At 60.4% G+C, this 26297-nt stretch carries 23 protein-coding genes and 1 tRNA gene; 15 read left to right on the top strand and 9 right to left on the bottom strand.

Annotation, left to right across the window (positions count from 1 at the left end; genetic code table 11):
- Positions 1-194: 194 nt before the first annotated feature.
- Positions 195-524 carry a hypothetical protein gene (locus RLW41_RS11715; RefSeq protein WP_414461532.1) on the bottom strand — a complete coding sequence of 110 codons (330 nt, stop codon included), beginning with the start codon at positions 522-524 and terminating at the stop codon, positions 195-197.
- A 1079-nt stretch (positions 525-1603) separates the two neighbouring features.
- On the opposite strand from RLW41_RS11715, the gene RLW41_RS11710 reads away from it, so the two are divergent.
- Positions 1604-3604 carry a DEAD/DEAH box helicase gene (locus RLW41_RS11710; RefSeq protein ID WP_414461531.1) on the top strand — a complete coding sequence of 667 codons (2001 nt, stop codon included), beginning with the start codon at positions 1604-1606 and terminating at the stop codon, positions 3602-3604.
- 344 nt (positions 3605-3948) lie between these two features.
- Here RLW41_RS11710 and RLW41_RS11705 read toward each other — a convergent pair whose 3' ends face one another.
- From RLW41_RS11705 to RLW41_RS11690, 4 genes are all read right to left on the bottom strand, one after another.
- Positions 3949-4245 (bottom strand): hypothetical protein, encoded by a 297-nt coding sequence (locus RLW41_RS11705; RefSeq protein ID WP_409561905.1) that lies wholly within the window; start codon positions 4243-4245, stop codon positions 3949-3951.
- 311 nt (positions 4246-4556) lie between these two features.
- The gene (locus RLW41_RS11700) at positions 4557-7160 is read right to left on the bottom strand and encodes a TonB-dependent receptor domain-containing protein (RefSeq protein ID WP_414461530.1); all 2604 of its coding nucleotides are present in this window, start codon (positions 7158-7160) and stop codon (positions 4557-4559) included.
- A gap of 558 nt (positions 7161-7718) precedes the next feature.
- Positions 7719-7808, bottom strand: a tRNA-Ser gene (locus RLW41_RS11695).
- A gap of 65 nt (positions 7809-7873) precedes the next feature.
- A complete protein-coding gene (locus RLW41_RS11690; RefSeq protein ID WP_414461529.1) occupies positions 7874-8917 on the bottom strand; it encodes a hypothetical protein in 1044 nt (347 codons plus the stop codon).
- A 286-nt stretch (positions 8918-9203) separates the two neighbouring features.
- Here RLW41_RS11690 and rplU point away from each other — a divergent pair, with 286 nt between their 5' ends.
- From rplU to RLW41_RS11635, 11 genes are all read left to right on the top strand, one after another.
- On the top strand, positions 9204-9518 hold the full coding sequence (gene rplU / locus RLW41_RS11685; RefSeq protein WP_013945767.1) for a 50S ribosomal protein L21: 315 nt from the start codon (positions 9204-9206) through the stop codon (positions 9516-9518).
- A 30-nt stretch (positions 9519-9548) separates the two neighbouring features.
- The gene (gene rpmA, locus RLW41_RS11680) at positions 9549-9821 is read left to right on the top strand and encodes a 50S ribosomal protein L27 (RefSeq protein ID WP_013945766.1); all 273 of its coding nucleotides are present in this window, start codon (positions 9549-9551) and stop codon (positions 9819-9821) included.
- Between the two features lie 139 nt (positions 9822-9960).
- Entirely contained in the window at positions 9961-10482 is a 522-nt protein-coding gene (locus RLW41_RS11675; protein WP_409561901.1) for a GNAT family N-acetyltransferase, read from the top strand.
- The gene (gene obgE / locus RLW41_RS11670; protein ID WP_013945764.1) at positions 10479-11519 is read left to right on the top strand and encodes a GTPase ObgE; all 1041 of its coding nucleotides are present in this window, start codon (positions 10479-10481) and stop codon (positions 11517-11519) included. The genes RLW41_RS11675 and obgE overlap by 4 nt, the downstream gene beginning before the upstream one ends.
- Positions 11520-11747: 228 nt before the next feature.
- Entirely contained in the window at positions 11748-12851 is a 1104-nt protein-coding gene (locus RLW41_RS11665) for a calcium:proton antiporter (protein ID WP_414461528.1), read from the top strand.
- Positions 12852-13000: 149 nt separating this feature from the next.
- Positions 13001-14161 (top strand): glutamate 5-kinase, encoded by a 1161-nt coding sequence (gene proB, locus RLW41_RS11660; protein WP_414461527.1) that lies wholly within the window; start codon positions 13001-13003, stop codon positions 14159-14161.
- Between the two features lie 3 nt (positions 14162-14164).
- Positions 14165-15451: a glutamate-5-semialdehyde dehydrogenase gene (locus RLW41_RS11655; protein WP_414461526.1), complete on the top strand. Its 1287-nt coding sequence runs from the start codon at positions 14165-14167 to the stop codon at positions 15449-15451.
- A 26-nt stretch (positions 15452-15477) separates the two neighbouring features.
- Positions 15478-16131 carry a nicotinate-nucleotide adenylyltransferase gene (locus RLW41_RS11650; RefSeq protein WP_414461525.1) on the top strand — a complete coding sequence of 218 codons (654 nt, stop codon included), beginning with the start codon at positions 15478-15480 and terminating at the stop codon, positions 16129-16131.
- 111 nt (positions 16132-16242) lie between these two features.
- The gene (gene rsfS / locus RLW41_RS11645; protein ID WP_414461524.1) at positions 16243-16704 is read left to right on the top strand and encodes a ribosome silencing factor; all 462 of its coding nucleotides are present in this window, start codon (positions 16243-16245) and stop codon (positions 16702-16704) included.
- A 66-nt stretch (positions 16705-16770) separates the two neighbouring features.
- Positions 16771-17253: a 23S rRNA (pseudouridine(1915)-N(3))-methyltransferase RlmH gene (gene rlmH / locus RLW41_RS11640; RefSeq protein ID WP_414461523.1), complete on the top strand. Its 483-nt coding sequence runs from the start codon at positions 16771-16773 to the stop codon at positions 17251-17253.
- Positions 17250-17813 carry a DNA-deoxyinosine glycosylase gene (locus RLW41_RS11635; protein WP_414461522.1) on the top strand — a complete coding sequence of 188 codons (564 nt, stop codon included), beginning with the start codon at positions 17250-17252 and terminating at the stop codon, positions 17811-17813. Before rlmH ends, RLW41_RS11635 begins: the two co-directional genes overlap by 4 nt.
- Here RLW41_RS11635 and RLW41_RS11630 read toward each other — a convergent pair.
- The 3 genes from RLW41_RS11630 to RLW41_RS11620 all read right to left on the bottom strand — a co-directional run bounded on the left by RLW41_RS11630 (position 17792) and on the right by RLW41_RS11620 (position 20903).
- Positions 17792-18616, bottom strand: coding sequence for an SDR family NAD(P)-dependent oxidoreductase (locus RLW41_RS11630; RefSeq protein WP_414461521.1), 825 nt, complete (start codon positions 18614-18616; stop codon positions 17792-17794). The two genes, RLW41_RS11635 and RLW41_RS11630, sit on opposite strands and share 22 nt — an antisense overlap.
- 190 nt (positions 18617-18806) lie before the next feature.
- Positions 18807-19199, bottom strand: a complete 393-nt coding sequence (locus RLW41_RS11625) for an META domain-containing protein (protein WP_414461520.1) — start codon at positions 19197-19199, stop codon at positions 18807-18809.
- Positions 19200-19223: 24 nt separating this feature from the next.
- Positions 19224-20903 (bottom strand): acyl-CoA dehydrogenase family protein, encoded by a 1680-nt coding sequence (locus tag RLW41_RS11620; protein WP_414461519.1) that lies wholly within the window; start codon positions 20901-20903, stop codon positions 19224-19226.
- 353 nt (positions 20904-21256) lie between these two features.
- Between RLW41_RS11620 and RLW41_RS11615 the strand changes: the two genes are divergently transcribed.
- Positions 21257-22165, top strand: coding sequence for a YihY/virulence factor BrkB family protein (locus RLW41_RS11615; RefSeq protein WP_409561891.1), 909 nt, complete (start codon positions 21257-21259; stop codon positions 22163-22165).
- 74 nt (positions 22166-22239) lie between these two features.
- Here RLW41_RS11615 and ccrA read toward each other — a convergent pair whose 3' ends face one another.
- Entirely contained in the window at positions 22240-23553 is a 1314-nt protein-coding gene (gene ccrA, locus RLW41_RS11610) for a crotonyl-CoA carboxylase/reductase (protein ID WP_013945752.1), read from the bottom strand.
- A 224-nt stretch (positions 23554-23777) separates the two neighbouring features.
- Between ccrA and RLW41_RS11605 the strand changes: the two genes are divergently transcribed.
- Both RLW41_RS11605 and RLW41_RS11600 read left to right on the top strand, forming a co-directional pair.
- Positions 23778-24140: a hypothetical protein gene (locus RLW41_RS11605; protein WP_409561890.1), complete on the top strand. Its 363-nt coding sequence runs from the start codon at positions 23778-23780 to the stop codon at positions 24138-24140.
- Positions 24141-24275: 135 nt separating this feature from the next.
- Positions 24276-26252, top strand: a complete 1977-nt coding sequence (locus RLW41_RS11600; protein ID WP_409561889.1) for a methylmalonyl-CoA mutase family protein — start codon at positions 24276-24278, stop codon at positions 26250-26252.
- Positions 26253-26297 lie beyond the last annotated feature (45 nt).

The raw sequence follows: 26297 nt of genomic DNA, 5'->3' as shown, positions 1-26297 counted from the left end.
CCGCGACTGCGGGTTCGGCCCCCTTTCCGGCCCAACAGCAGTGTGATGACGTCAGTGCCTGATGGACCCGCGGAAGGGATGCAAATGCGGCCCTTAAAATACAGAATTGTTATTCTTGGACGCTTTCCTGCACGCGTCTGACACAAGTCACAATTGTAAAAAATGAGCTTAGGTGGAGCCTCTCCAACTTTGTCTCATTGGCGATATTTCAAATCCAGGCATCCAAAAATTCCGCACTCGTTTGTGAGCTGTCCGTTGCCGGCTTGGTTCGATTCAAAGAAATCTATCGTTTCGACGCGAAGCGTTTCCGAACAACTGCGTCGGCAGAATACCCATTGTCCTCCGGGCAGCTGCACTTGCCATCCCAGTTTATCCTGTCTGATCGGAGCAGTGATCATTCCATTGCCGTATCTGCTAACAGCACTGACGCTGTCGCCAATTTCAGTAGCGTGAACCGGAGTGGACAACAGAAGCGAATAAAAACTCGCTCGGATGAAGTGCCTACGATTTTTACCGAAGTTCATATTGTGCGCGAACAAGACATGAAGGTTTGGCGGCAACCGATGACGAGTGAAGCTAGTAAGTGCTTAACACAATCTGCTTCGCGCGCTGTAGCGGAGCGATCACAGGCAAAGTCCAGTCACTTGCGGCTCTTGTCGTACAAAGATGGTGGCGCTTATCGTCACCAATTTTGTCTGCGCGACGTAAGCAAGTCGTAATGTTCGCAGCTCACAATGTGTTGTCGAGTCCGTCCGCGACGTGCTCTCATCCCGATCTTTTCCGACATGCACCGGTACCGCTGCAGTGAAGCGGACATAGTCAGCCCTGTTCTCGCATCACGTAAGACGCGTGTAATCAGGGCTCGACATCAAAACCCGTCATAGGAAAGCGCCCGACGACGCCACTTGGTCCATCGGAATTGCCGACCCTTTCGGCTCAAGTACAGCGCTTGCCGCTTTGTTCGTGCCTGGTGGTGGCATTGCGACCAGCGGGACTTATGAGGGATGGCGAACTTCTCGCGTTATGGGGCAGCGAGTGTCTTTTCTAGACACGAAGAGACTTCGCTCCACCATCCGCATCGCTCGTTCTGAATCTGAAAGGGGCCATCGGTCTGTTCTTGAGTGAGGAGCAGACGTGCGCATGCGCCGTCCGATGTCATTCGGCGAATGCTGCTCGATGCCCGCCTGCTCTGCATCGCGACAACAGGAGCAACAGAAGGTGTGAACTTGTGGGGAAATTCACCGCCTGTCCTAATGAGACCATTGAGATAATGCCGTTGGACCTAATTCAGGCATACGAGATCTCAGTCGATTATGTTCTATCTCAATCGTGCCTATCCCGCTCTGCCACTCAGGGGCGCTACCGACCAACTCTGCGCGACAAAACAAAAAGTCCTTGCCAACGGGGTGCCGTCCACACATGGGAACTTCTGGCCGAAAGTCTTACGTGGCAGGCTAACCAATATTCGAAGCGCGCCAACCTGCCTCTGGCGTTTACGCCGAATACCGGCTAGGCACGCTAAATAACGACATTCTTGACGAAGTGCGCCTGCCACTCGAACAGAGCCAGGTGGGCTTTCTCCATTCGAAAAGTCTTCACAATCATGGCCTTCTCGTCGGTTCATCCCGCGCTCGAGCGCGCTCTTTCTGCGCGCGGCTATTCTGCGCCGACCGCCGTACAATTAGCGGTTCTCGAAGCCAACACGATTGGACGCGATTTGCTGGTCTCGGCGCAAACCGGCTCTGGCAAAACGGTCGCCTTCGGACTTGCGATGGCGCCGACGCTGCTTGGAGAAGCGGAACGCCTCCCGCAAGCCGCTGAGCCGCTGGCGTTGATCATCGCGCCGACGCGTGAGCTTGCGATGCAAGTTCAGCGCGAACTCGACTGGCTCTATGCAGACACCGGGGCGCGTGTTGTGACCTGCGTCGGGGGCATGGACGCACGTGCGGAAGCCCGCCAACTCGGCTTCGGCGCCCATATCGTGGTCGGCACGCCCGGACGTCTGCGGGACCATTTAGAACGACGGCGGCTTGACCTGACAAAACTCGCAGCCGTTGTGCTCGACGAGGCCGATGAGATGCTCGATCTCGGATTTCGCGAGGATCTGGAATTCATTCTCGACGCAACCCCTGAAGGGCGCCAGACGCTCCTGTTCTCGGCCACCATGCCGCGCGAGATCGAAGCACTGGCGCGCCGCTACCAGCGCGACGCCGTTCGCATCGAAACGGTGAAGCGCAACGAGCAGCATGCCGACATCGAGTATCGCGCCATTCGCGTGGTTCCGGGCGATATTGAAAACGCCATCGTCAACGTGCTTCGGTTTCACGAGGCCGGCGCCGCGATTGTGTTCTGTTCGACGCGCGAAGCTGTAAAGCGGACGCACGCGCGTCTGGTGGAACGAGGCTTCTCTGCGGTCGCCCTATCCGGAGAGTTGACGCAGAACGAGCGCACGCATGCGCTGCAAGCGCTGCGCGATGGCCGCGCGCGCGTTCTCGTCGCGACGGATGTGGCGGCGCGCGGGCTCGACTTGCCGGCTCTCTCGCTCGTCATTCACGCCGATCTGCCCAATGATGCAGAGACACTTCTTCACCGCTCGGGTCGCACGGGGCGGGCCGGCAACAAGGGCCTGTGTGTGTTGATTGTCCCGTTCAACCGCCGGCGTAAGGCAGATGCGCTGCTGGCCGGTGCGAAGCTCAAGGTCACGTGGGGCCCGGCACCGACCGCTGAGGAGATCCGCGCACGAGATCAGGAGCGCTTTCTGGCCAGCTCTATCTTCACCGCTCCCGCGACGGACGAGGATCTGAAGCTTGCGCAATCCCTTCAGTCTAGCCGCACGGCAGAAGAGATTGCTCTCGCGTTGGTCCGCATCCACCGAGCCCAGCTGCCCGCGCCGGAAGATCTTACTGAGGATACGGGCCCGCCGCGGCGGCGCGATGATCATGCGCGAGTACCTCGGGAGCGGGTCGAGGATAGAAAAGTACGCAGCCAAGGGCCGCAAGGCCGAGAGGAGCGCGCGAGGGCGCGCCCGAGAGACGGCCGCTCCACGCACGCCGTTCGTGATCAGGGCCGTGAGATGGTCTGGTTCCGGATCGATATAGGCCGCGAGCGTAATGCCGAGCCCCGCTGGCTGCTGCCGCTTCTCTGCCGCGCCGGCAATGTGACGAAATCCGAGATCGGTTCTATCAAGATCTTCGACCGCGACACGCGCTTCCAGATCGCCGCCAATTCCGCAGACACGTTCGCGGATGCCGCGCGCACCATGAAGCCTAACGAGGGGCGGATTTCGCGCATCGGCGCCACCATGGGTGACGACGCTGGCACGCACGGCGATCCGCCCCTCGCTGCCCGGCAGCAGAAAGACGACGAAGCCAGAGCCGCAACCTTGTCTGATCCTCAAACGGGTCGGCACGCGAAGACGCCATGGCGGGATCGAAACAAAGAAAAAGCTGGCGCGCATCCTCATCGAAAGCGTGACGCGCAGAAAACTCATCCCAAGGGCACCGGGCCTCACCCAGGTTCATCAAAATCAAGCGGCGAATATAAGCCTGTGCCAAAATACGCTCATGGGAAGAAGCAGCAGAAGAAGCATCGCCCGGCCTCATAGCGATTTCCGAACTTGAACAAGTCAATTCAGGGCTTGAACACGTGATCGAGCATCCGAAGATTCGACCTATCTCGTCTCACAGCGAACGTGGTCGGCGGGGCTCCCGCATCGCCGATCGCTGCCACTCCACGCGACAGCTATTGGGACCGACCGTCGGCTCTGCCGAGACGCCGACGCCTCCTGGCTCTGCTTTCCCGGAGGTGAAGCGATCCGTTAGCTTCACTCGAGCGGCCGCGTTACGGGCAATAACGCGCCCGATGCATCTTTGCGGATAGTGCTCGACATAACTGCGAGGTTCGAGCCGCAAGAACAGATTCAAAACGAGGCCACGTCTAGTGCCTAGTTTAGAAGCAAAGCCAGGGGCCCAAGCAGGCCGCAGGCGTCCCGCCCTTACAGGCCATCTGCGAGGAGTAACACTCAATCATCGCCCCTGATTTGCAGGTGGTTTTCACTGGCCCCTTCGGTATAAGCCCTTTCCCGGCGATCGTATTCTTAAGTGCGTTGTGAGAGAACAGCACCGCCAAATCGTGGGTGAAGTTATCGCCAATGGCGGCGACCCTCGTACATTCGGCCGCCTGAGCCGTCGCCGAAAGTGCGCACACCATAATCGCGGCCACGAAGCCTGACTTGAAAACCTGCATTGCAACCCCCCGGTCCGGACAAATCACCTCTAACGCTAGTCGAGTGCTCGGCAGTTGCCAAGTAAAGGACTGTTGCTGTCACAGATATTTTCCGCAATGCGACTCTCCACACACACGCCATGGCCATCCATGCGTGTCCGATTTGGGTCAAAAGCGATGACCACTAACCAAGCTACGAAAGTTTTAGCCAGAATCCGGTTGTCGAGTAAGGCGTAGGTGTTGCCGCGGAGCATGTTCGTTTGTCTCTCGAGAAATGAGACAAATCCTGGAACAGGAACATACCCGAAAGCCAGTGACCCGAGTGCGACTACTTAGAATCTGACCTTCATTCCACCGTAAGCCGCAAGCGGTGTCGCCGGGACGATCGTGCGCGGATCCGTGAAATCTATGGTTCCGAGCGATGCTGCGGTTGCGTCATCGAGCGTGAAGTAGTTGCCGTACGTTCCGTACTGATGATCGAAAATGTTATTCACGATCGCATAGAGCTGTATGTTTTGCGTGACGTCGTAGGACGTATGAAGATTGACGACGGCATACCCAGCTAACGGCTTATTCAAGTTCGCCTCGTCGCCGAAGAAAATCTGATCGGACGCGGCCGTCAAATCGCCGCCGAACTTCCACTGGTGCGTCAGCCAGTAGTCGAAACCCGCCTTGAACCTGTGCTGCGGGATACCCGGCATACGATCACCCGGATGCACGGTCGTTATGAAATCGTCGCCGTTCGATGGGTTCTGAGGGTTGTTGGGCGAATTGACGTCGAACGTGCTCTCAAAGCGCGCATCGGTGAAGTTATAGTTGGCGAAGAGATACAAACGATCGTTGCGATAATCGATGCTGGCATCGAGCCCTTCGCGAAGCGTGTTGCCCGCGTTCTGAAAGTAGCTTCGACCGGCGATCGACGACGCCACATTTATAATGTCGTCGCTATTCATGGCGTGAAAGAAGCCAAGTGTCCAAGTGACTTTTTGATTGTCGCCGAAGCTGGTGATCTCACCGCGGAGGCCCGCTTCCGCGGTGCGCGAGACGACCTGCTTTAACGGAGGATCAGAGGTCAGGAAGCTTGAAATGAGGCAGGGATTGTTGGGATCAGCGCAGGCTAGCTCAGCTGCGACCGGCGCGCGGTTGGCTTCTGAATATCCGCTGTAGAGCGACAGCCCCGGCAGAAGTTCATAGGTACCTCCGGCCATCGGATTGAAACGCTGATAGACATTATTGCCATTGAGATCGGGAGCCAGCCCCGTGTTGTCCTTGAGACGGATATCGGCGTAATTGAAGCGGCCGCCGGCCGTCAGCGAGAGCCGGTCAGTTACATCAAAGGTGTCGGAAAAGAAGACGCCGTAATAGGTGTTCGTCGTCGTGATATCGACCGGCGCTATATCCGAGTTGGCGACGATCTGGCCGTCGCCGGTTACCGTGAAATTGGGACCGATACTTCCGATCTCGGCGCTGGTCTGATAGCCGACGCGGCCATGATCGATGCTGCCGCCCAACAAAAATTGATTCTTATGGCCGAAGATCTTCGCCTTCTGCACGCCCTGCAATGACGCCCCGTAACTTTCGGCCTGTTGCGATGTACGATCAATTTCGCCGACGTAATTGTCGCCGCCAGCCGGCGTTAACACCGGGTTGCCGTTTTGATCGACGAGCTGAACGGTCGTGCCGTCGAGATTGTCGAAGCAGAGCACACTTGCATCGCCCGCGCAGGGCGCCGCTTCGGAACCGTTGGCATCGACATGATGCTGATTAAACCGACGATAGTAGCCGACGCCCGAGACCTTCAACGTATCCGTGACATTCACAGAGCCGTTGACCGATCCCATCGCCATGTCGTTCTGCGTCGTCTGCGGATTTGTGTAGACGGCGCTGTAGCTTTCATCCAGCAGCTGGACCGGAGAGGCCGTAACGGCCCCAACGAAGTTGTCGGCGCCAGTGAAGTTGGCATGGAGCTCGGCATCGTGGTTCTTGAACCCGATATCGGCGAACGTGCGGCGGATATCGGATGGTGAGAACTGCCGCCAACCGCCGTCGTGAATATCTTCGACCGCGATATAGGCTGCGTAATTGCCGACTTGCTGCCCTGCCTGTACCGACCCTTGTATGCGTCCGAACGAACCGCCGCGGATGTCGGTCTCGACGCCCTGAAAATTAAATCCGTCCTTCATCGATATGCTGATGGAGCCACCGAGCGCATTGAGGCCGAACGCCGGATTGTTGCTCATCACGGCAATATCGGAAATGGCAATCGACGGCAGGAAGTCCCAGTTGACGACGTCGCCGAATGCCTCGTTGATGCGGACGCCATTTTCGTACACCGCCAAGCCCTGAGGCACGCCATCGAGAGGCGAGGCTTCAAAGCCGTGGAATTGGACATTCGTCTGGAACTCATTGCCCTGCAAGTCATTCACGATGACGCCGGGGATGCGCGATTGGAGCACGTCCTGCACTGCCATCGCGCCGCTGCGCGTCACGTCGGAGGATGAAACCGTACCGACGGACCCCGGAACCTTCGCGATCGGAAGTTCGCTGCCGCCCACGGGCGACATCTTCACCTGCGTGGGCTCGGCAACCGAGAAGTCCTTTTCAACCGGTGCCGTCGGTGGCGTCACCGGGGCCTGGGCAACGGAAGCTTTCTTCGGCTTCGCAGTCTGCTGGATCTTTCGCGGTGGCGGAGCTTTTGCCTGCTGCTGGATGACCTCTACTTCCGGAAGCTGCTGCGTGTTCGCGGCCGGAGGCGTGGTCGTAGTCCCGCTCGCGGCGGGTGGTGGCTGCGTGGTGGGTGCTTGCGTCATCGTGGCGGGGGGTGGGGTTGGAGCTATATCCGTGCCGCCGCCGGTCTGCTGCGCGAAGACACTGTCGACGCCCCCCGTCAACAGAAGAGCAGCTGCGAGCGCGGCCAGGCGATAGATCGGCAGCATTCCAATTTCCCCCGGTGCGATCTCTTGGAGTCGGCTTTTTCCCGCCGATTCACCCTCGTCGGAGGAAATCTTCCTTCCTGAAAGCGGTCAAACGATCTGGCAGCAATTGCATCTTTTTCCTGAAGGAGGTTGTAAGGACGCAACCGTTCGAGCCAGAAAAGGAAAATGTCGAATTCAAATTATCCCGATTTAAGCAGTGGTCTCGATATGAATTCGATATGCACCTGCGTGTTTCTTGACCGGCTTGTCGGACCGGGGCGCGCGGCGAACGAGAAAATGATCTGCTCCGAAACGGAAACGTTCCAACCTTAGAGCGGGGGAAACCGGCTATGCTGATCCGGTGGATGCTGGCATCGAAGACCCCACTCCTTTCCGACACTCAGCGGTACCACCTGAAAGCCGACAAGAGACTTTCGGCACGACGGCCTCGCAATTCCGGTCCGAAACCCGTCTCTCAGTCGCGCGCCGACGGCGTGCACGCGCTAAGTCTCCGACGGCGCCCAGGAATTTGCGACGACCGTAGAGATACGAATTTTCCTATTTGTATTTAATATTTTATGGCGGAGAGGGAGGGATTCGAACCCCCGGTACCCTTGCGAGTACTCCGCATTTCGAGTGCGGCGCGATCGACCACTCTGCCACCTCTCCGGAAGCCGTGGCGCCTGACGGCGAAGTGGGGCTTTTAGCGGCGCTCGCTTCCGGACGCAAGCGGCTCAGACCGCCGCATGCCATTCAAGGTCGAGGGATTGCGTCGCAGGGCCATCCGCCTCGTAGCCACGCGCGAGGAGACGGCCGGTCTTGGCATCAGCAACCATCGCCAACCGCGTCTTGGCGTTGAGCACCGGCGAGGCAAGCCACGCGAAGCCGTCATCGAATGTCGGGGGAACACTCTTAAGGGCTCGGCACCGCTCAAAGCTGCTGTCACCGCGCGGCCGTCCCCTCCAGCCCGCCTCGCTCCAATGGTTGGCGGCGACCGCATCGACACCGTTACGCACACGCGCCTCATGCTCCGTCCGTTCGATGACGACGGTCTCGTCAGGTGCCAGCCCCGCAAGCGTGAAGATGCCGGGCGTGGAAATCAGCGCATCCGTCAGCATCCGGCGCGCCTCGGCGAAGTCTCGTGCCTCTTCCGCAACCCGGCGCAGCAGGTGCGCAGGTGTTGGAAAGGGCATTTTCCACACGCGACGTCGATTGACGGCCCAATCGACGTAAAAAAGCCCCGTCGGATCACGCATCGGCGCCTGGTTCAGCGCCGCCGAGAACCGGCCCGGCGCCATCACCTGCAGCACGCCGGTGTATCCCGGCCAGGTGAGAACGGCGAACGGCCCGGCGGACGAACCCACGACTTTTGCGCAAACGAGGTTCGCGCCAAGCCCCGGCGTCTGCCAATCGAGCACTCGGATCAAACGCGCCGAACGGCCATCCGCCGACGACGCCGCTCGGCAGGTGCAGCCCCACTCATAGTTGATCGAAAAGAAATAGGCGCCTGGTCGGCCCAGCGCTTCGGCAATGGCGTCGATCTCGGACAAATGCACATTGTTCGCGCGAACGAGCCACGCCCGCGAAACCCCGTCGAGGCCCGCCAATAATCGCTTCGGATAGCGCCGCGTCGCCACATTGAGCAGCGCATGTGTTTTTTCTACTGAGGCACGCAGCGTTGCCAGCGGAAAATCCAGCCCGGTTTCGATCACAGGTATCGCCGGCAGGACATCGCTCTGCGGTCGCGTGCTGACAGACGAAGCAGGAACGGCCATCATCACCTCTGGTGACAATCCCAGGAGCCCCTAAAAATGGGCGACCCGAGCGGCATTTACGATGTGTTATCAAAAAGAAATTGGCCGGCTGAAACGCCGCACGGCCGTTGACAATAGCCCTCACATCGACAATAAAGCCCGCCACCCGTGGGCCAGGAAAACTGCCCGCGTTGAACGCGCTGCCCGAGGCTCCTTGCTGGCTCTAGCTGGCAACATATTGAAAGTTCACCGTTTTCGGTGACGCCATAGGGCGCGGCAACAGGCCTGAAAGGCCGAAAGGACAAGAGCCATGTACGCTGTCATCAAGACAGGCGGCAAGCAATACCGCGTTTCCAAAGACGACGTCGTAACGATCGAACGTGTAGCTGGCGATGCCGGCGCTACCGTTGAATTCGGTGAAGTTTTGATGGTCGGCTCGGGTGCCGACGTCACCATCGGCGCGCCGTTCGTATCGGGCGCCAAAGTGGTCGCCGAACTCGTGAAGCAGTCGCGCGGGCCGAAGCTGATCGCCTTCAAGAAGCGCCGCCGCAAGAACTCTCGCCGCAAGAAGGGCCACCGTCAGGACCTTTCTGTCGTGCGCATTACCGACATCGCAGGCGCGTAACGAGCCGCCGCTCCATTCGAGGATTTTGAAATGGCACAAAAGAAAGCAGGCGGTTCGACACGTAACGGCCGCGATTCAGAAAGCAAACGCCTTGGCATCAAACGCTACGGCGGCGAATACGTGATTCCGGGTAACATCCTCTGCCGCCAGCGTGGCACGCAGTGGCATCCGGGTTCGGGTGTCGGCATGGGCACCGATCACACGATCTTTGCCGTCGAGGAAGGCACCGTCGAATTTGCCACCAAGCGCAACGGCCGCACCTATATTTCGGTGAAGCCGGTCAAAGCGATCGCCGCGGAATAATCCGCTTTCGATCGAAAAGCTCGGTTGTACGGACTACGGGGATGGCTCTGCCATCCCCTTTTGCCTTTTCAGAGCTCCCCTCATATCGTCAACGGATTGCCCCACAAGCCTAAGGCTCCTTCGCCTTTGATCGGACGTCATGAAAACCGCCCGTCTCACTCTCCGGACTGTTGTCCATGGTGATGCCGCCCGCATCGCCGTGCTGGCCGGTGACTGGGACGTCGCAAGTATGACAGGGCGCATTCCGTTTCCCTATTCCGAGGAAGCCGCCAATCACTGGGTCGATGGCGTCGCCGAGCATGAAGAAGTGTTCGGTATTGACCTCAACGGTGAGCTGATCGGCATCTGCGGCTTCACGCTCGACGACAACGGCGACGCCGAGCTCGGCTATTGGATCGGCAAGCCCTACTGGGGCCAAGGATACGCCACCGAAGCCGCACGCGCCGTGATGGCGCATGGCTTCGCGAAATCCGGCGTTCGCCGCTTCATCTGCAAACATCTAACCGGCAACGAGGCGTCGGCGCGCGTCATTCGCAAACTCGGCTTCCGCCCCACCGGCACCTCCACGGGCTGGTGCGAGGCGCGCCAATGTGAACTTCCGGCGCTGACGTATGAACGCCGGCGTCCGTGGACCATGGCCATTCGAGCGCGCGCATCATGAAATTTCTGGATCAGGCAAAAATCTACATTCGATCGGGCGCAGGCGGAAACGGCTGCATCGCCTTTCGTCGCGAGAAATTCATCGAGTTCGGTGGACCGAACGGCGGTGATGGCGGCAAGGGCGGCGACGTCTGGGTCGAATGCGTGCAGAACCTCAATACGCTGATCGACTACCGCTATCAGCAGCATTTTTTCGCCCAGAACGGCACGCCCGGCATGGGTCAGAACCGCGCCGGACCGAACGGCAAGGACATGATCGTCAAGGTGCCCCCCGGCACGCAGGTTTTCGCTGAGGACGGCGAAACGCTCCTTGCCGATCTCACCCATCCGGGCGAGCGCGTACGCCTGGCAAAGGGTGGCAACGGCGGCTTCGGGAACGCGCACTTCAAAAGCGCGACGAACCAGGCGCCGCGCCACGCCAATCCCGGCCAGCCGGGCGAAGAGCTGACGATCTGGCTCAAGCTGAAACTTATCGCCGACGCCGGTCTCGTGGGCCTGCCGAATGCAGGCAAATCGACATTCCTCGCGGCCGTCTCGGCGGCCAAGCCGAAGATCGCCGACTATCCGTTCACGACGCTGCATCCCAACCTCGGCGTCGTCCGTGCGGGCGATACCGATTTCGTGCTCGCCGACATTCCAGGCTTGATCGAAGGCGCCCACGATGGTGCCGGATTGGGCGATCGCTTCCTTGGACACATCGAGCGCTGCCGCGTGCTTCTTCATTTGGTCGATGCGACCTCCGAAGACGTCGCGGCCGACTACAAAACCGTCCGCCGCGAGCTTAAGGCCTATGGCGAGGGCATCGAAAAAAAGAAAGAGATCGTCGCGCTGTCGAAGTGCGATGCGCTTGACGAAGCCACACTCGCAGAACGCCGCGAGATTTTGAAGAAGGCCGCCCGCAAGACGCCGCTGATGCTGTCGGCGGTCTCCGGCCAAGGTGTCAAAGATGCTCTCTATGCGCTCGTCCGCGAGATCACGCGCGCAAATGAGACAGACGATGAAGCTGACGGCGACGAGGCCGGTCCCTGGCAACCCTAATCGCCATGATGTCATCCTCGGCTTCAGGCCGAGGATGACATCATGCAGATCACTCGCTGATGAGTAGATCCTCAGACTGTCCGGAGGATAACATTCTGCGGCGTTCTCAGACATCGCAGAGGCTACAACGCAGCCCTTGAGCCAAAACGATCGCCTTGCCGCCCGCTGCCAACTCGCTCACAATAGCTGCCTCGCATCCAGCAATTCCCAACATCAGGAAGTCTCGAAATGACCCACTCCGCGCGCACACCGGTCTGGACATGGGTCGTGCCTGTGCTTGGGCTTCTACTTTTCATCGAAGCCACTGCTACGAGCTATGGCGAGGATTTCTCGACGCACACTCTCGGTATCGTCAACACAATCCTCCTCGTCCCGATGCTCATCGGCGTTGTGTTTGCGGCCGTCTACCACGCGGAGGAAGTCGCCCACATTATGGGTGAGCCAGTCGGCACACTCGTCCTGACAGTCGCCGTCACGATCATCGAGTTGGCGCTAATCATCTCATTGATGCTCACCGGCAAGGCGACGCCGACGCTCGTGCGAGAAACCGTCTTCGCCGTCATCATGATCGTAACGACCGGCCTCGTCGGGCTTTGCATCGTCGTTGGAGGTCTTCGCTTCCGAGAACAGACCTTCGACGTGACGTCGGCGAAGATCTACCTCGCTATGCTGATCGTTCTGGCGACGCTCACGCTCATCCTGCCGAACTACACGACGACGGTTCCAGGAGGGCTCTATTCGGAAAGCCAGCTTAGCTACATCAGCATCGTGACGATCGCGCTCTATCTGGTGTTCCTATATACGCAGACCGTTCTGCATCGTGGCTATTTCGTCGGCGAGCATCCCCATACCGCGACGGAGTCGTCGGGTCCGGCGGAGGGTAAGCTCGCGCTCTCGGCGTTCTTCCTTTGTGTTGCATTGGCGGCCGTCGTTCTCTTGGCAAAGCTCGTAGCGATCATCATCAACGTCGGCGTCTCGAAGCTCGAGGCACCATCGAGCATCAGCGGCGTCATCATCGCCCTTATCGTGCTGCTGCCGGAATCGATTGCGGCGGTGAAGTCTGCCCGAAACAATCAACTTCAAAAGAGCTTGAACCTCGCACTTGGCTCGTCACTGGCGACAATCGGGCTGACGATTCCGGCTATCGCGGCCGCCAACCTCTTTCTGCACACGCCCCTGGTCCTCGGTCTCGAACCGGGAGACCTGGCGCTCATCGTCATGACGCTGGCGGCCAGCATCCTGACGTTTGGAACCGGCCGCACCAACGTCCTGTTCGGCTTTCTTCACCTTGTGATCTTTGGGACGTTCCTGTTTCTCTCCTTCGTGCCGTAAAGAGGCGTTTAGCGACGTTTTCGCGGCATATTTGGTAAAATTCCACCCGGCATTGCCGATATGCGAGCCCTTCCCCTTGCCGGAATGACGACATTTGCAGATAAGGCACGCCCAAGCTTACCTATTTTGACACCGTTTCCGAGATGACAATGGCCGGCATCACCGCTTCCAACGCTACGACGCCGACCGCACGGCCCGAATGGGCCGAGGCGCAGCGCATTGTCGTCAAGATCGGCTCGGCGCTGCTGACGGACCGGACAACCGGCGGCCTGAAAGCCGAATGGCTCAATTCGTTGATGGATGACGTCGCCGCCCTTTCGCGCGCGGGCAAGGAAGTCATCCTAGTCTCGTCGGGCTCGATCGCACTCGGCCGCCATGCATTGGGTTTGCCGAAAGGCCCGTTAGCGCTCGAACAGAGCCAAGCGGCCGCCGCCGTCGGCCAGATCAGCCTCGCCCACGCCTATCGCGAGCTTGCCGGAGCCCGCGGCCTGACGGCTGCGCAAGTGCTGCTGACGCTCGGCGATACCGAAGAGCGCCGACGCTATTTGAATGCCCGCAACACCATTGAAGTCCTGCTGAACCTCAAGGCCATTCCCGTCGTCAACGAGAACGACACCGTCGCCACCACAGAAATCCGCTACGGCGACAACGACCGGCTGTCGGCCCGCGTCGCATCGATGGTGTCCGCTGATTGCTTGGTGCTGCTGTCGGATATCGACGGCCTCTACACGGCTCCGCCGAACGAGCATGCAGATGCGCAGCACATTCCGCTCGTCACCGAGATCACGCCTGAGATCGAAGCGATGGCGGGCGACGCCGGGACCGAGCTGTCGAAAGGCGGCATGAAGACCAAGATCACGGCCGGCAAGATCGCGCTCGCCGCGGGCACCAACATGGTCATCACGACAGGCAAGATTCACCATCCGCTGCGCGCCATTTCCGAAGGCGCGCGCGTGACGTGGTTCATCGCCAAATCCGATCCCGTAACCGCCCGCAAGCGCTGGATTTCCGGCCAGCTCGTGCCCAACGGCCAGATTTTCCTGGATCTCGGCGCCGAGAAAGCCTTGCTGACAGGCAAAAGCCTCCTACCTGCTGGCGTAACACGCATCGACGGCTCGTTCGACAGAGGCGATGCCGTTATTATACGGTCTGCCGACGGCCGTGAGCTTGGGCGCGGCCTGATTGCCTATGCGGCGGCCGATGCCCGGCGTATCATGGGCAAGCATTCGAGCGATATTGCCACGATCCTGGGCTACGAAGGGCGCACCACTCTCATCCATCGGGACGACATGGCGCTGACGAGGACTTGAGCGATGAACAAACCGGAGCGCATCGAAAACGAAACCGCAGCGATCATGCGCGGCATCGGCGAAGCTGCGAAAGCTGCGAGCCGCCGCCTCGCCATCGCCACGCCGGAAGAAAAGAACACGGCTCTGAAGGCCGCGGCCAAAGCGTTGCGCGCTGCCGTTCCGAAAATCCTTGAGGCCAATGCCAAGGATGTCGAAGCCGCGAAAGCCGCCAACCGCCTCGCATCCTACATCGACCGCCTCGAACTCAACGAGAAGCGCATCGAAGGCGTCGCCAAGGGTATGGAAGAGATCGCGGAGTTGCCCGATCCCGTCGGCACCGTTCTGGCGGAATGGACTCGGCCGAACGGCCTGAAATTCCAGCGCGTTCGTGTTCCGCTTGGCACCATCGGCATCATTTATGAGAGCCGCCCGAACGTAACGGCTGACGCCGGTGCGCTTTCGCTCAAGGCGGGCAATGCCTCGATCCTGCGTGGCGGCTCCGACAGCCACCATTCGAGTATCGCCATTCACGCTTGCCTCGTCGAGGGCCTGCGCGCGGCCGGACTGCCCGAAGCCGCGATCCAACTCGTGCCGACGACCGACCGCGAAGCCGTCGGCATGATGCTGCGCGGCCTCGAAGGCGCCGTTGACGTCATCGTACCCCGCGGCGGCAAAAGCCTCGTCGAGCGCGTGCAGACGGAAGCGCGTGTGCCGGTCTTCGCGCATCTCGAAGGCATCTGCCACACCTACGTCGACAAGGCCGCGAACATGGACATCGCGGTACCGCTCGTCGTCAACGCCAAGATGCGCCGCATCGGCGTCTGCGGCGCGACCGAGTGTCTGCTGATCGACAAGAACGCGACGTCTGATATCGTCACGCCGCTGGTGAAAGCCTTGCTGGAAGCGGGCTGCGAAGTCCGCGGCGACGCTGCGATCCAGAAAACCGATGCGCGCGTGAAGCCCGTTGCGCCCGACGACTTCGGCAAAGAGTTTCTGGATGCGATCATCGCCGTGAAGCTGGTCGACGGGGTCGAAGGCGCCATCGACCATATCGCACGCTATAGCTCGCAGCATACCGACGCCATCATCACCGAAGATGCTGCCGCAGCCGAACGGTTCCTCAACGAGGTCGACTCGGCAATCGTTCTGGTCAACGCCTCGACCCAGTTCGCCGATGGCGGCGAGTTCGGCTTTGGCGGCGAGATCGGCATCGCGACCGGCAAGATGCACGCGCGCGGCCCGGTCGGCGTCGAACAGCTGACGAGCTTCAAGTACAAGGTGCGCGGCACCGGCCAGATCCGGCCGAAGTGACGTATGTGGAATGAGGCACGTCTGAGTTGACGCGAAAGATTCCGCCGCAAAGCTTTGGCTCCCTTCGCGTCCACACCCCTCTCTGCCTTCCCGGGCAGCGCATCGGGATCATGGGGGGAACGTTCAATCCGCCCCACGACGGTCACCGCATCGCTGCGGAGGCCGCCGTGAAACGGCTTGGCCTCGACCAGTTGTGGTGGCTGATCACGCCCGGCAATCCGCTCAAATCCCACGACGGCCTGTCGGGACTCGACAGCCGCATGGAACTCGTCGAGGTCTTCGCTCACGGCCCGCGCATGAAGATCACCGGTTTCGAGCGCGAACTCGGCACCCGCTACACGGCGGGCACCCTGTCGTTCCTCCGTCACCGCTTCCCGGCCGTTCGCTTCGTCTGGGTCATGGGCGCCGATAACCTCGCCTCGTTCCACCGATGGCAGCATTGGCGCGAGATCGCCCAGACCATGCCGATTGCCGTCGTCGACCGGCCCGGATGGCGACACGCTGGCCTCGCCTCCCCCGCCGCCCAGTGGCTGAAACGCTACCGGCTTCCGGAGTCCGAAGCCGCTTCTCTGGCCGACCGCCAGCCCCCCGCCTGGATGCTGCTGACCATCCGGCTTTCCGGGCTTTCCTCCACCGCCCTGCGCAGAGCAGCGCCCCACTCTGCGCGTGAAAACACCTAAGCCTATGACTTTTATGACACTTTTAAGGCGGCCTAGAGCGCATTTCCAATTGCGGCTCAGGCCGACGCCCTTTAATATCGGTGCTGTCCGGATTGTCCGGGCCGTAGTGACATGCGGGACCAACCAGCAAAGGACGCTCGCCGCTTGATCCGACCCACAACCGAGGCCGCTCGCAAGAGCTCCTCAATCGCCCCGTCCGCCGCCAAGGCGCCGGACACGGCAGCCCTGCTTAACGACATCGTCAATTGGCTTGACGAAGCTAAAGCAGAAGAAGTTGTTTCCATCCCCCTCGAAGGCAAGTCAGCGCTTGGCGACTACATGGTCGTCGCGTCGGGCCGTAACGACCGGCACGTCGGCGCCATTGCCGAGCAGTTGCGCGAGAAGCTGAAGGCGCGCGGCGAAGCCCGGGTTCGCGTCGAAGGCCTGAACGCCTGCGACTGGGTGCTGATCGACACGGGCGATATCATCGTCCACGTCTTCCGCCCCGAGGTCCGCGAATTCTACAACCTCGAAAAGATGTGGCAGGCGGAGATCCCGCCCGACGCATCGCGTGGCGACTCCTCGCAGCACTAACGGCGAGGTCTGAGAAGAATTTCGTTGAAACGCGGCTGAAACCTTCGGCCGCGGAGCGTTCCCCTGATGCGTATCGCTATATCTGCCGTCGGCAAATTGAAAGACGCCGAGGAGCGCGCCATCGTCGAGCGCTATGCCAAACGGTTGAACGGCGCCGGTAAGCCGCTCGGCCTCGGCCCCATCGACATTCGCGAATATCCCGAAAGCCGCGCCGCCGACGTCGGTGAGCGCAAACGCGACGAAGCAGAAAGATTGCTGCGAGACGTCGGCCCTGGCGACATTGCCGTCGCCCTTGAGCCAACCGGCAAGTCGCTCTCCAGCGAGGCTTTCGCCGCCTTCCTGCGTGACACACGCGACGGCGGTGCGAAGTCCTGCGTCTTCCTTATCGGCGGTCCAGACGGGCACGGCGAAGCAGCCTTGAGTGCTTGTTCGTTAAAACTCTCACTCGGAGCGCTGACGCTTCCCCACGGCCTTGCGCGTGTTGTATTGGCTGAGCAGCTTTATCGTGCCGCCACGATCCTCTCAGGCCACCCCTATCACCGCGCATGAAAACGAGAGCCAAGGCATCGCCACCGCCGGCGATCAAATACAGCTTCCCGCCCTTCGTCCCGAACGGCGCGGGTCTTCTGATTCTCGGCACGCTTCCGGGAGAAGAGTCGCTTCGGCTACAGCAGTACTACGCCCATCCGAGAAACGACTTTTGGCCCCTCATAGCAGCACTCGCGGGAAAACCATTGCCCTCGCTATTCATCGAGCGTGTCGCGCTTCTTGAAAGCAACCGCTGGGCGCTATGGGATGTACTCGAAGGCGCCGAACGCATCGGAAGCTCGGACGCTGCCATTCGCAATCCGATTGTCAACGACTTCGGCGAGTTCTTCGCCAAACATCAAGCAATCAAGACGGTCGCATTTAACGGCCAAAAAGCCCGCGATCTCTTTCGACGCTATATCGTGAAGCCCGGCATCGTCGGAGAAGAGCGCTTCACGGCGATCGAGCTTCCGTCATCGAGTCCGCTTCACACGATTCCTTTCGACGAAAAGCTGAAAGTGTGGCGCGCAAAACTTGGCATGTATTTGCCCAGCAGGGGTCAAAACCGACGCGCGAAATAATCGATCGCAAAGTTCGGCAGCACCCGGCGCATCACCGCTGCCAGATACGTCGGCGTCGTCACGTAATAATGCCGCCGCGGCCACGAACTCTCGACCGCATGGATCAGCTTCTTCGTCACCGCTTCCGGTTCGAGCTTGAACATCTGCTGCCCGCCCGCCTGCATCGCATCAAGCCGTGCGCGATAGATGTCACGATGAGGCGAATTGTCGATATCGACCGTCGCCAGCAGCCGGTTCACGGAATGCTCGACGAACCGCGTCCGGATCGGTCCGGGCTCGATCAGCGACACGTGAATGCCCGAGCCTTCGAGTTCGAGCCGCAATGACGTCGTCAAGGCTTCAAGTGCAAACTTCGAAGCACAATAGGCGCCGCGATAGGGCGCAACAATCATGCCGAGCACCGACGAGCAATTGACGATCCGCCCCGCGCCGTTCTTGCGCATCGCCGGAATGAGCCGCCGCGTCAGATCGTGCGTGCCGACGACGTTGACTTCGAACTGCTCCCGCAGAAGCTTTGGCGTCAGATCTTCCACCGCGCCGGGCTGACCGAAGGCGGCGTTATTGAACAGCGCATCAAGCTTGCCGCGCGTCATCTCCAATGCACGAATGGCGCATGTCGCGATCGACTGCGAGTCGGCGAGTTCCAGCGGCAGAACCTCGACGTTCAGAAAGTTCTTCAAGCGTGCGAGATCGTCAGGCTTGCGCGCGGTGGCAATAACGCGCCATCCGCGCTCGCGCATGGTCCTGGCCGCGTCAAGGCCAATGCCCGAAGAGCATCCGGTGATGAGAATAGACCGTGTCATTGGGCTCCAGTTATTGCGGCTCTTCGTTCGCGCCTTCCCGCCGGTTCTTCAGAGAAGAGTCGGAAGGCGCAAACAAAATACTGGAGGTTTGCCTTAGCACGAGCCGAAGCGTCGCGTCTTTCCCCGAAAAACGGGTTATGCCGCAGATGTTTTGAGATCGGGCTTGGGCGTGCGAGCCGCCCGCCACGAATCACTTACGGAATTTCACGAGGTCGTGGCCGTCTTCCGACTTGAGAGTCAGCGTATCGCCCTTCACGACGAAAGAACGCGCAGCTTCGAGCGCCGAAAAATACTGCGCTTCAATCTCCGCCTTCCCCTCGCACATCATCTTAGTCGCCGCGAGCGGCCCGATCTGGATAGCGTCGTCCTCGATCGAGATCGGGCCTTTGAAGCGGTTGCAGCCGCCCGTGCCCGACACTCGGTCCGTCGAGTAGGCAAGCGTCGGTCCGTCGACAGGCTTGCCGCCCAGTTCGGTAGCGACCCAAGTTGCCGTGAGGGGGCCGTCATCGTCCTCTTGCGCCATGGCCTGCGCCCCAAGCGCAAACCAGAGCACACCGCCAAGGATCGCTATGACGTACCTCATCACGAGTCTTTCCTCGCTGCCCGCTTAATTCGCACCTTCGAGCAGACGCCGTGCGATGACCTGTGCCTGAATTTCGGCGGCGCCTTCGAAGATGTTCAGGATGCGCGCATCGCAAAGCACGCGGCTGATCGGATATTCGAGAGCGAAACCGTTGCCGCCGTGAATCTGCAGCGCGTTATCCGCGTTGGCCCAAGCGACACGCGCGCCGAGCAGCTTCGCCATGCCCGCTTCAAGATCGCAGCGCCGGCCGGCATCCTTCTGGCGCGCCGAGAAATAGGTGAGCTGCCGCGCGATCATCGTTTCGACCGCCATCATCACGACCTTGTTGCGCACGCGCGGGAACGAATAGATCGGCTTACCGAACTGCACGCGTTCCAGCGCATACTTGAGGCCGAGGTCCATCGCGCACTGCGCCACGCCGACCGCACGCGCCGCCGTCTGGATGCGCGCACCCTCGAACGTGTTCATGAGCTGCTTGAAGCCCTGTCCCTCGACGCCACCGAGCAAGTTTTCCGCCGGGACCTCGAAGCTGTCGAAGGAGATGTCGTATTCCTTCATGCCGCGATAACCGAGAACTTCGATCTCGCCACCCGTCATGCCCTTGGCCGGGAACGGCTCGTCGTCTGAACCGCGCGGCTTCTCGGCGAGGAACATCGACAGGCCCTTGTAACCCGCCTCATTCGGATTGGTGCGCGTCAGCACGGTCATGATGTCAGCGCGGACGGGATGCGTGATCCACGTCTTCTGGCCTGTGATCTTGTAAACGTCGCCGTCCTTCACAGCGCGCGTCTTGAGCGACGCGAGGTCGGAGCCCGTGTTCGGTTCGGTGAAAACGGCCGTCGGCAGCATTTCGCCGGACGCGATCTTCGGCAGATACTTCTCTTTCTGCTCTGGCGTGCCGTTGTGCAATATGAGCTCGCCCGCGATTTCTGCGCGCGTACCGAGCGAACCGACGCCGATGTAGCCGCGCGACAGCTCTTCCGAAGCGACGCACATCGATTCCTTGCCCAGCGCCATGCCGCCGAATTCTTCCGGTAGCGCCAGACCGAAAACGCCAAGCTCCGCCAGCTTCGCGATCACTTCGAGCGGAATGTATTCGTTCTTGAGGTGCCACTCGTGTGCGTGCGGAATGACTTCCTCAAGGCTGAACTTGCGCATCAGATCCTGGATCTGCGCGTGCGTCTCATCGAGGCCCGTATCGCCGAAGGTCATGGCTTCGGGCTGCGCCGCGATCAGCTCGGCAAGGCGGGCCTTCACACTTTCCGCACCACCTTCCGCGACGAGATCCGCAACCGAATCCTCGTAACGGCGAAGCTCTGCCTTCGGCACGCCAAGCGCATCAGCGCGGGCGATTTCGAGCTGGCTCATCGGGATGCCGTTCGCGATCTGCGCCGCGTATTCGCCGAAAGCTGCGATCAGCAACAGTTGCTCGAACTCGCCGAACCGGCCCTCGTCCTGGAGGCGGGCCGCCCAGTCGTGCATCTGGCGCAGACCTTCGACCGTGGTCGCCAGCCACGCCAGACCGTGCGCGGCATGTTGCGCCTGATCAACGCCGCCCTCTTCCTGAATTTTTATCCTGACACCGGCTTTGGCGGCCTGCAGGATCTTGTCCGCAGACGCCACGGCTTCGCCGCACCGCTCTATAAGCTTGACGGGACCGGCGGCGAGAAGATTTTCTCCAGCCTTCATGGGCGTCACGGACATACGTTTCTCCTGAAGAATACCTATATGCCCGGGCTGACGCCGGGCCAAATCTGATGCGCTGCGCGACCAATTCACCGCTCGGGAATGATTAGTCAACTGGTCATCGACCGCAACAAATGCTCTCGCGACCTATCCGCGCGAAAATGCGTCGCGGCCCACCTCCCGAAAGCATGACGAACCGCACCGGCCTTTCCGTGTTTACGATATCGAACCCGTCCTTTGGACTGTGTCCAAATTGCCGACGTCTCGCTAGACCCGCACTCACAGCCGGAAATTGACCTGTGGACCGGAGTTGGCCGAAACACTAGGTTCCGCGCCACAAAATCAAGGCGTCCCGGGAGAAGAGACACCATATGAAGCGCATGCGCAGATTGGTCGAAGCCCTTTATCGGGTTTACGAGCATTCGGGCTTCGCGATGGCCGGCGCAGTCGCGTTCTCGTTCGTCGTCTCGATCTTTCCGTTCTGCATCTTTCTCGGCGCCCTATCAGGCTATTTCGGCGGCCGTGAGCTGGCACAGGACGCGATCAATCAGCTGTTTGCAATTCTGCCCGCCCCTGTCGCCCAGGGCATCGCCCCTCAGATCGAAGCCGTGATGGGCACGCGGCGTATCGATCTTGCCACCGTCAGCGGTTTCCTGGCGCTGTTTTTCGCAACAAGCGCCGTCGAAACGCTGCGCGCGGCTTTGAACGGCGCCTACCGGGTCCGCGAAAAACGCCCCTATCCGTTATGCCTGCTCATCAGCATGCTGTTCGTTTTCGTTAACGGCATCTCGACGCTGGTGCTTACCTGGGCGGTCGTCGTCGGCCCGAGCGTCTTCGGCCCCGCGATCGCGTCGCACCTGCCCGACAACTGGGTCCGAATTCTCGTCGATTCGAGCGACATCGGACCGGTCATTCGCTACGGCCTCTCAGGTGCCGTGATGGCCGCGCAGCTCTTTGCGTTGCATTTACTGCTGGCGGCAGGCCAGCGGCGGATGGCCGATGTCTGGCCCGGAATCGCGCTGACGATCGTACTCTGGCTGGCGCTGGCAGGACTATGGTCGAACTATCTCGAAATCACGAACTACTCTCTGTTCTACGCCGGTCTTTCCCAGCTCATGATCGCGCTGATCTTTTTCCAATTCACGGCCATCACGATCCTGCTCGGTGCCGAATTCAACCGCGGAATCATGGAAATGAAGCGCATGCGCCGGGAAGCTGCCGAACGCGCCGCCTTCCGCGCCGACGCCTCGCGACAAGCGCCAGCGCAACAAAAATCCTGATAGGGCACAAATGCAAAAGGGCCCCTCACCGGCAAGTCCGGTAAGGGGCCCTCGATATTAGATCGTGAGTAAAATCAGGCTGACTTCGGCCCGGCCTCGATGACATCTTCAAGCGTGCGAAGACCCGTCGTCGGCGCCTGGACAAGCACCGCCATATTGCCCGGCTTGTGCTCGTTCCTCATCATGCGCATGTGCGCCTTGGGGATCTGCTCCCACGAGAACACTTCCGACATGCACGGGTCGATGCGCCGCTCGATGACGAGACGGTTGGCCTGGCTTGCCTGCATCAGGTTGGCGAAGTGCGAACCTTGCACGCGCTTCTGGTGCATCCAGAGATAACGCGCATCCATCGTCAGATTATAACCGGTGGTGCCGGCGCAAATCACGACCATGCCGCCGCGCTTCACGACCTGCACCGAGACCGGAATCGTCGTCTCGCCGGGATGCTCGAACACGCAGTCGACGTTGACGCCTTTGCCCGTGATGTCCCAGATCGCCTTGCCGAACTTGCGCATCTCCTTCAGCCACTCGTGATACTCAGGCGAGTTCACTTTCGGCAGCTGTCCCCAGCACTTGAAGTCCTTGCGGTTGATGACGCCTTTTGCACCGAGCTGCATGACGAAGTCGCGCTTGTCGTCATCGGAAACGACGCCGATGGCGTTGGCGCCCGACGTCGCACACAGCTGCACCGCGAATGCGCCAAGACCGCCGGCAGCACCCCACACCAGCACGTTATGGCCGGGCCGCAGGACATGCGGACGATGGCCGAACAGCATGCGGTAAGCGGTTGCGAGCGTCAGCGTGTAGCAGGCGCTTTCTTCCCACGTCAGATGCTTCGGACGTTCGAGAAGCTGGCGGTCCTGCACGCGGCAAAATTGCGCAAACGAACCGTCCGGCGTCTCGTAGCCCCAGATGCGCTGCGACGTCGAAAACATCGGATCGCCGCCGTTGCATTCTTCATCGTCGCCGTCGTCTTGGTTGCAGTGAACCACAACCTCGTCCCCGACCTTCCAGCGCTTCACCTTTGAGCCAACGGCCCAAACGATGCCCGAAGCATCCGATCCAGCAATGTGGTAAGGCTGCTTGTGGACGTCGAACATTGAGATCGGCACGCCCAGCGATGCCCACACGCCGTTGTAGTTGACGCCGGCCGCCATAACGAGGACGAGCACGTCGTGGCTATCGAGTTCCCACGTCGGCACCACCTCAACCTGCATCGCCTTGTCGGGCTCGCCCTGACGCTCCTTGCGGATCGTCCAGGCGTACATGTTTTTGGGAACATGTCCGAGCGGGGGAATTTCCCCGATTTCATATAGGTCTTTCTTAATTCCTGCCGTCACCGAAGCATCGGATACTTCGCTTTTGGCTGCCAAGTTCTGGCTCGACATTGGTGTTGCGTCTCCCGACCTTGTCCCCGCGACGAGGGCCGTTATGGCTCGTCTTCTTCGCGTTTGCCCCCTGCTCTCCGCGCGGGGATCGCAGTATGAAGCACGTTTTTGCGCTGCAATGAAGAGGGTTAGTCCGCAGTTAATATTCGCTCAATTCCTCTTTAACGGGAGAACGATATTTTAGCTGCCTAATCCGCCCTATATGGGCCTCTAGGACGCACGCAATGCAAGACTTTTGGTGGCAGCTCCAGGACGTCGATTCCATCACTGTCTATATTTCCCTCGCATTTGCGGGCGCCGTCTGTCTGTTTATTCACGAGATTGTCGGCTCGCCAACGCTCGCTTGGCTCTCCACGCCCATTCTAGCGGCTGGAGGCATCCTCGCCCCTACCCTTCTGGCCCAACAGTTGATTACCCTTTCGTACGATAAGACCGTCAACACCGCGATCTCGGTGGCGATCGGGACACTGGCCGCATTGTTTCTTATTCTCATGGGCAACTGGCTTTGGGCGCTTTTCACCGAATACCGCGTGAGCCGGACGAAGCTCGTCGCCATCCCATCCAGGCCGCCGCGCATCCGCCGCTAGGCTCATTGCATCGCCGCCGACAAAACCGCCGCAACCCGAAAACGCGGCGAACTGCCGATTTTGCTGTATCGCCGCAATCGGTTACTTTAGGTCTTTTCCAGTGTCTTTGACCCGAGCCTAAGGGGCACCCTTTCGATGTCGGATAAAATCGTGCGCGACAAGCCGTGGCTGTTCCGGACCTACGCCGGACACTCGACCGCTGCGAAGTCGAACGCACTCTATAAGAAAAACTTGGCAAAGGGCCAGACGGGCCTCTCGATTGCTTTCGATCTCCCGACTCAGACCGGCTACGATTCCGACCATGAGCTTGCCCGTGGCGAAGTCGGCAAGGTCGGCGTCCCGGTCTCGCATCTGGGAGATATGCGCACCCTGTTCGCCGATATCCCCATCGAGCAGATGAACACCTCGATGACGATCAACGCCACGGCGGCTTGGCTGCTGTCGCTCTACATCGCCACAGCCGACGAGCAGGGTGCCGACCGCAGGAAGCTGCAGGGCACCATTCAGAACGACATCATCAAGGAATACCTGTCGCGCGGCACCTACGTCTTCCCGCCGGAGCCGTCGCTGCGTCTCATCAAGGACACGATTGTTTACTCCTACCAGCACGTGCCGAAGTGGAACCCGACGAACGTCTGCTCCTACCATCTGCAGGAAGCAGGGGCCACGCCGGTGCAGGAACTCGCCTACGCGTTGGCGACCGGCATCGCTGTTCTCGACACCGTGAAGGCTTCCGGCGAGGTGCCCGAGAAAGACTTCGGCACCGTCGTCGGGCGCGTCTCCTTCTTCGTGAATGCCGGCCTCAAGTTCATCACCGAAGTCTGCAAAATGCGGGCGTTTAACGAACTTTGGGATGAAATCACGCGCGACCGCTACGGCGTCACGGACCCCAAGAACCGCATGTTCCGTTATGGCGTGCAGGTGAACTCATTGGGCCTGACTGAGCCGCAAGCCGAAAACAACGTCTATCGCATTTTGATCGCGGCGCTCGGCGTTACGCTCTCCAAGAACGCGCGCTGCCGCGCCCTTCAGCTTCCGGCATGGAACGAGGCGCTCGGCCTTCCGCGGCCATGGGATCAGCAGTGGTCACTGCGCATGCAGCAGGTCCTCGCCTACGAGACCGACCTGCTTGAATTCGGAGACATCTTCGATGGCTCGGCTGAGATCAAGCGCAAAGTCGACGCCTTAAAAGAAGAGGCGAAGAACGAACTCCAGACGATTGAACGCATGGGCGGCGCCATCGCCTCCATCGATTACATGAAGCGCAATCTCGTCGAGAGCAACACCGCTCGGCTGTCCGCCATCGAGTCAGGCGAACAGGTTTTGGTCGGCGTCAACAAGTGGACCGAGACAGAACCTTCTCCGCTTGGCGCAGGTGAGGGAGCGATCCTCGTCGTCGATCCAGCCGTCGAGATCGATCAGGTCGAACGCCTGAAGTCTTGGCGCGCGTCGCGCGACGACAAGGCCGTCGCCAAAGCACTCGCAGATCTCGAAGCCGCCGCGAAAGAGGGGCGCAACATCATGGAGCCCTCGATCGCTGCCGCCAAGGCCGGCGTGACGACGGGCGAATGGGGCGGCCTGTTGCGCAAAATATTTGGCGAGTACCGCGCTCCGACCGGCGTCTCGCAAGCTGCCGTCGCGCGCGATAGCGCCGCCTTGGAAGAGGTGCGAAAATCGGTCGATGCAGCCTCCGAGAAGCTGGGCCGCCGCCTGAAGTTCCTCGTCGGCAAGCCCGGCCTCGACGGCCACTCGAACGGCGCCGAGCAGATCGCCGTCCGCGCCCGCGACGTCGGTATGGAAGTCGTCTACGAGGGTATTCGCCTCACCCCAAGCCAGATTGTTCGCGCCGCAGTCGATGAGTCGGTTCACGTCGTCGGCCTGTCGATCCTCTCCGGCTCGCACGTCCCGCTCGTCAAAGACGTGATGGATCGCATGCGCAAGGAAGGCTTGGAAGACGTCCCGGTCGTTGTCGGCGGCATCATCCCGCCGGAAGACGAAAAGACGCTAAAGGCCTTTGGGGTCGCTGCCGTCTATACGCCCAAGGACTTCCAGCTGAACGACATCATGGCCGATATCGTGAAGCTCGTGGATCGCTACGCGAAGGCAGCCTGACGACGGAGGCTCATTGTCCTCTCCCGGATCCGGTCGCCCGCCGCG

Origin of the sequence: Hyphomicrobium sp. DY-1, assembly GCF_047497105.1 — a bacterium.
Taxonomy (GTDB): Bacteria; Pseudomonadota; Alphaproteobacteria; order Rhizobiales; family Hyphomicrobiaceae; genus Hyphomicrobium_B.
The sequence above is the reverse complement of the archived record's forward strand: the minus strand, read 5'-3'. Positions and strand labels throughout refer to the sequence as shown.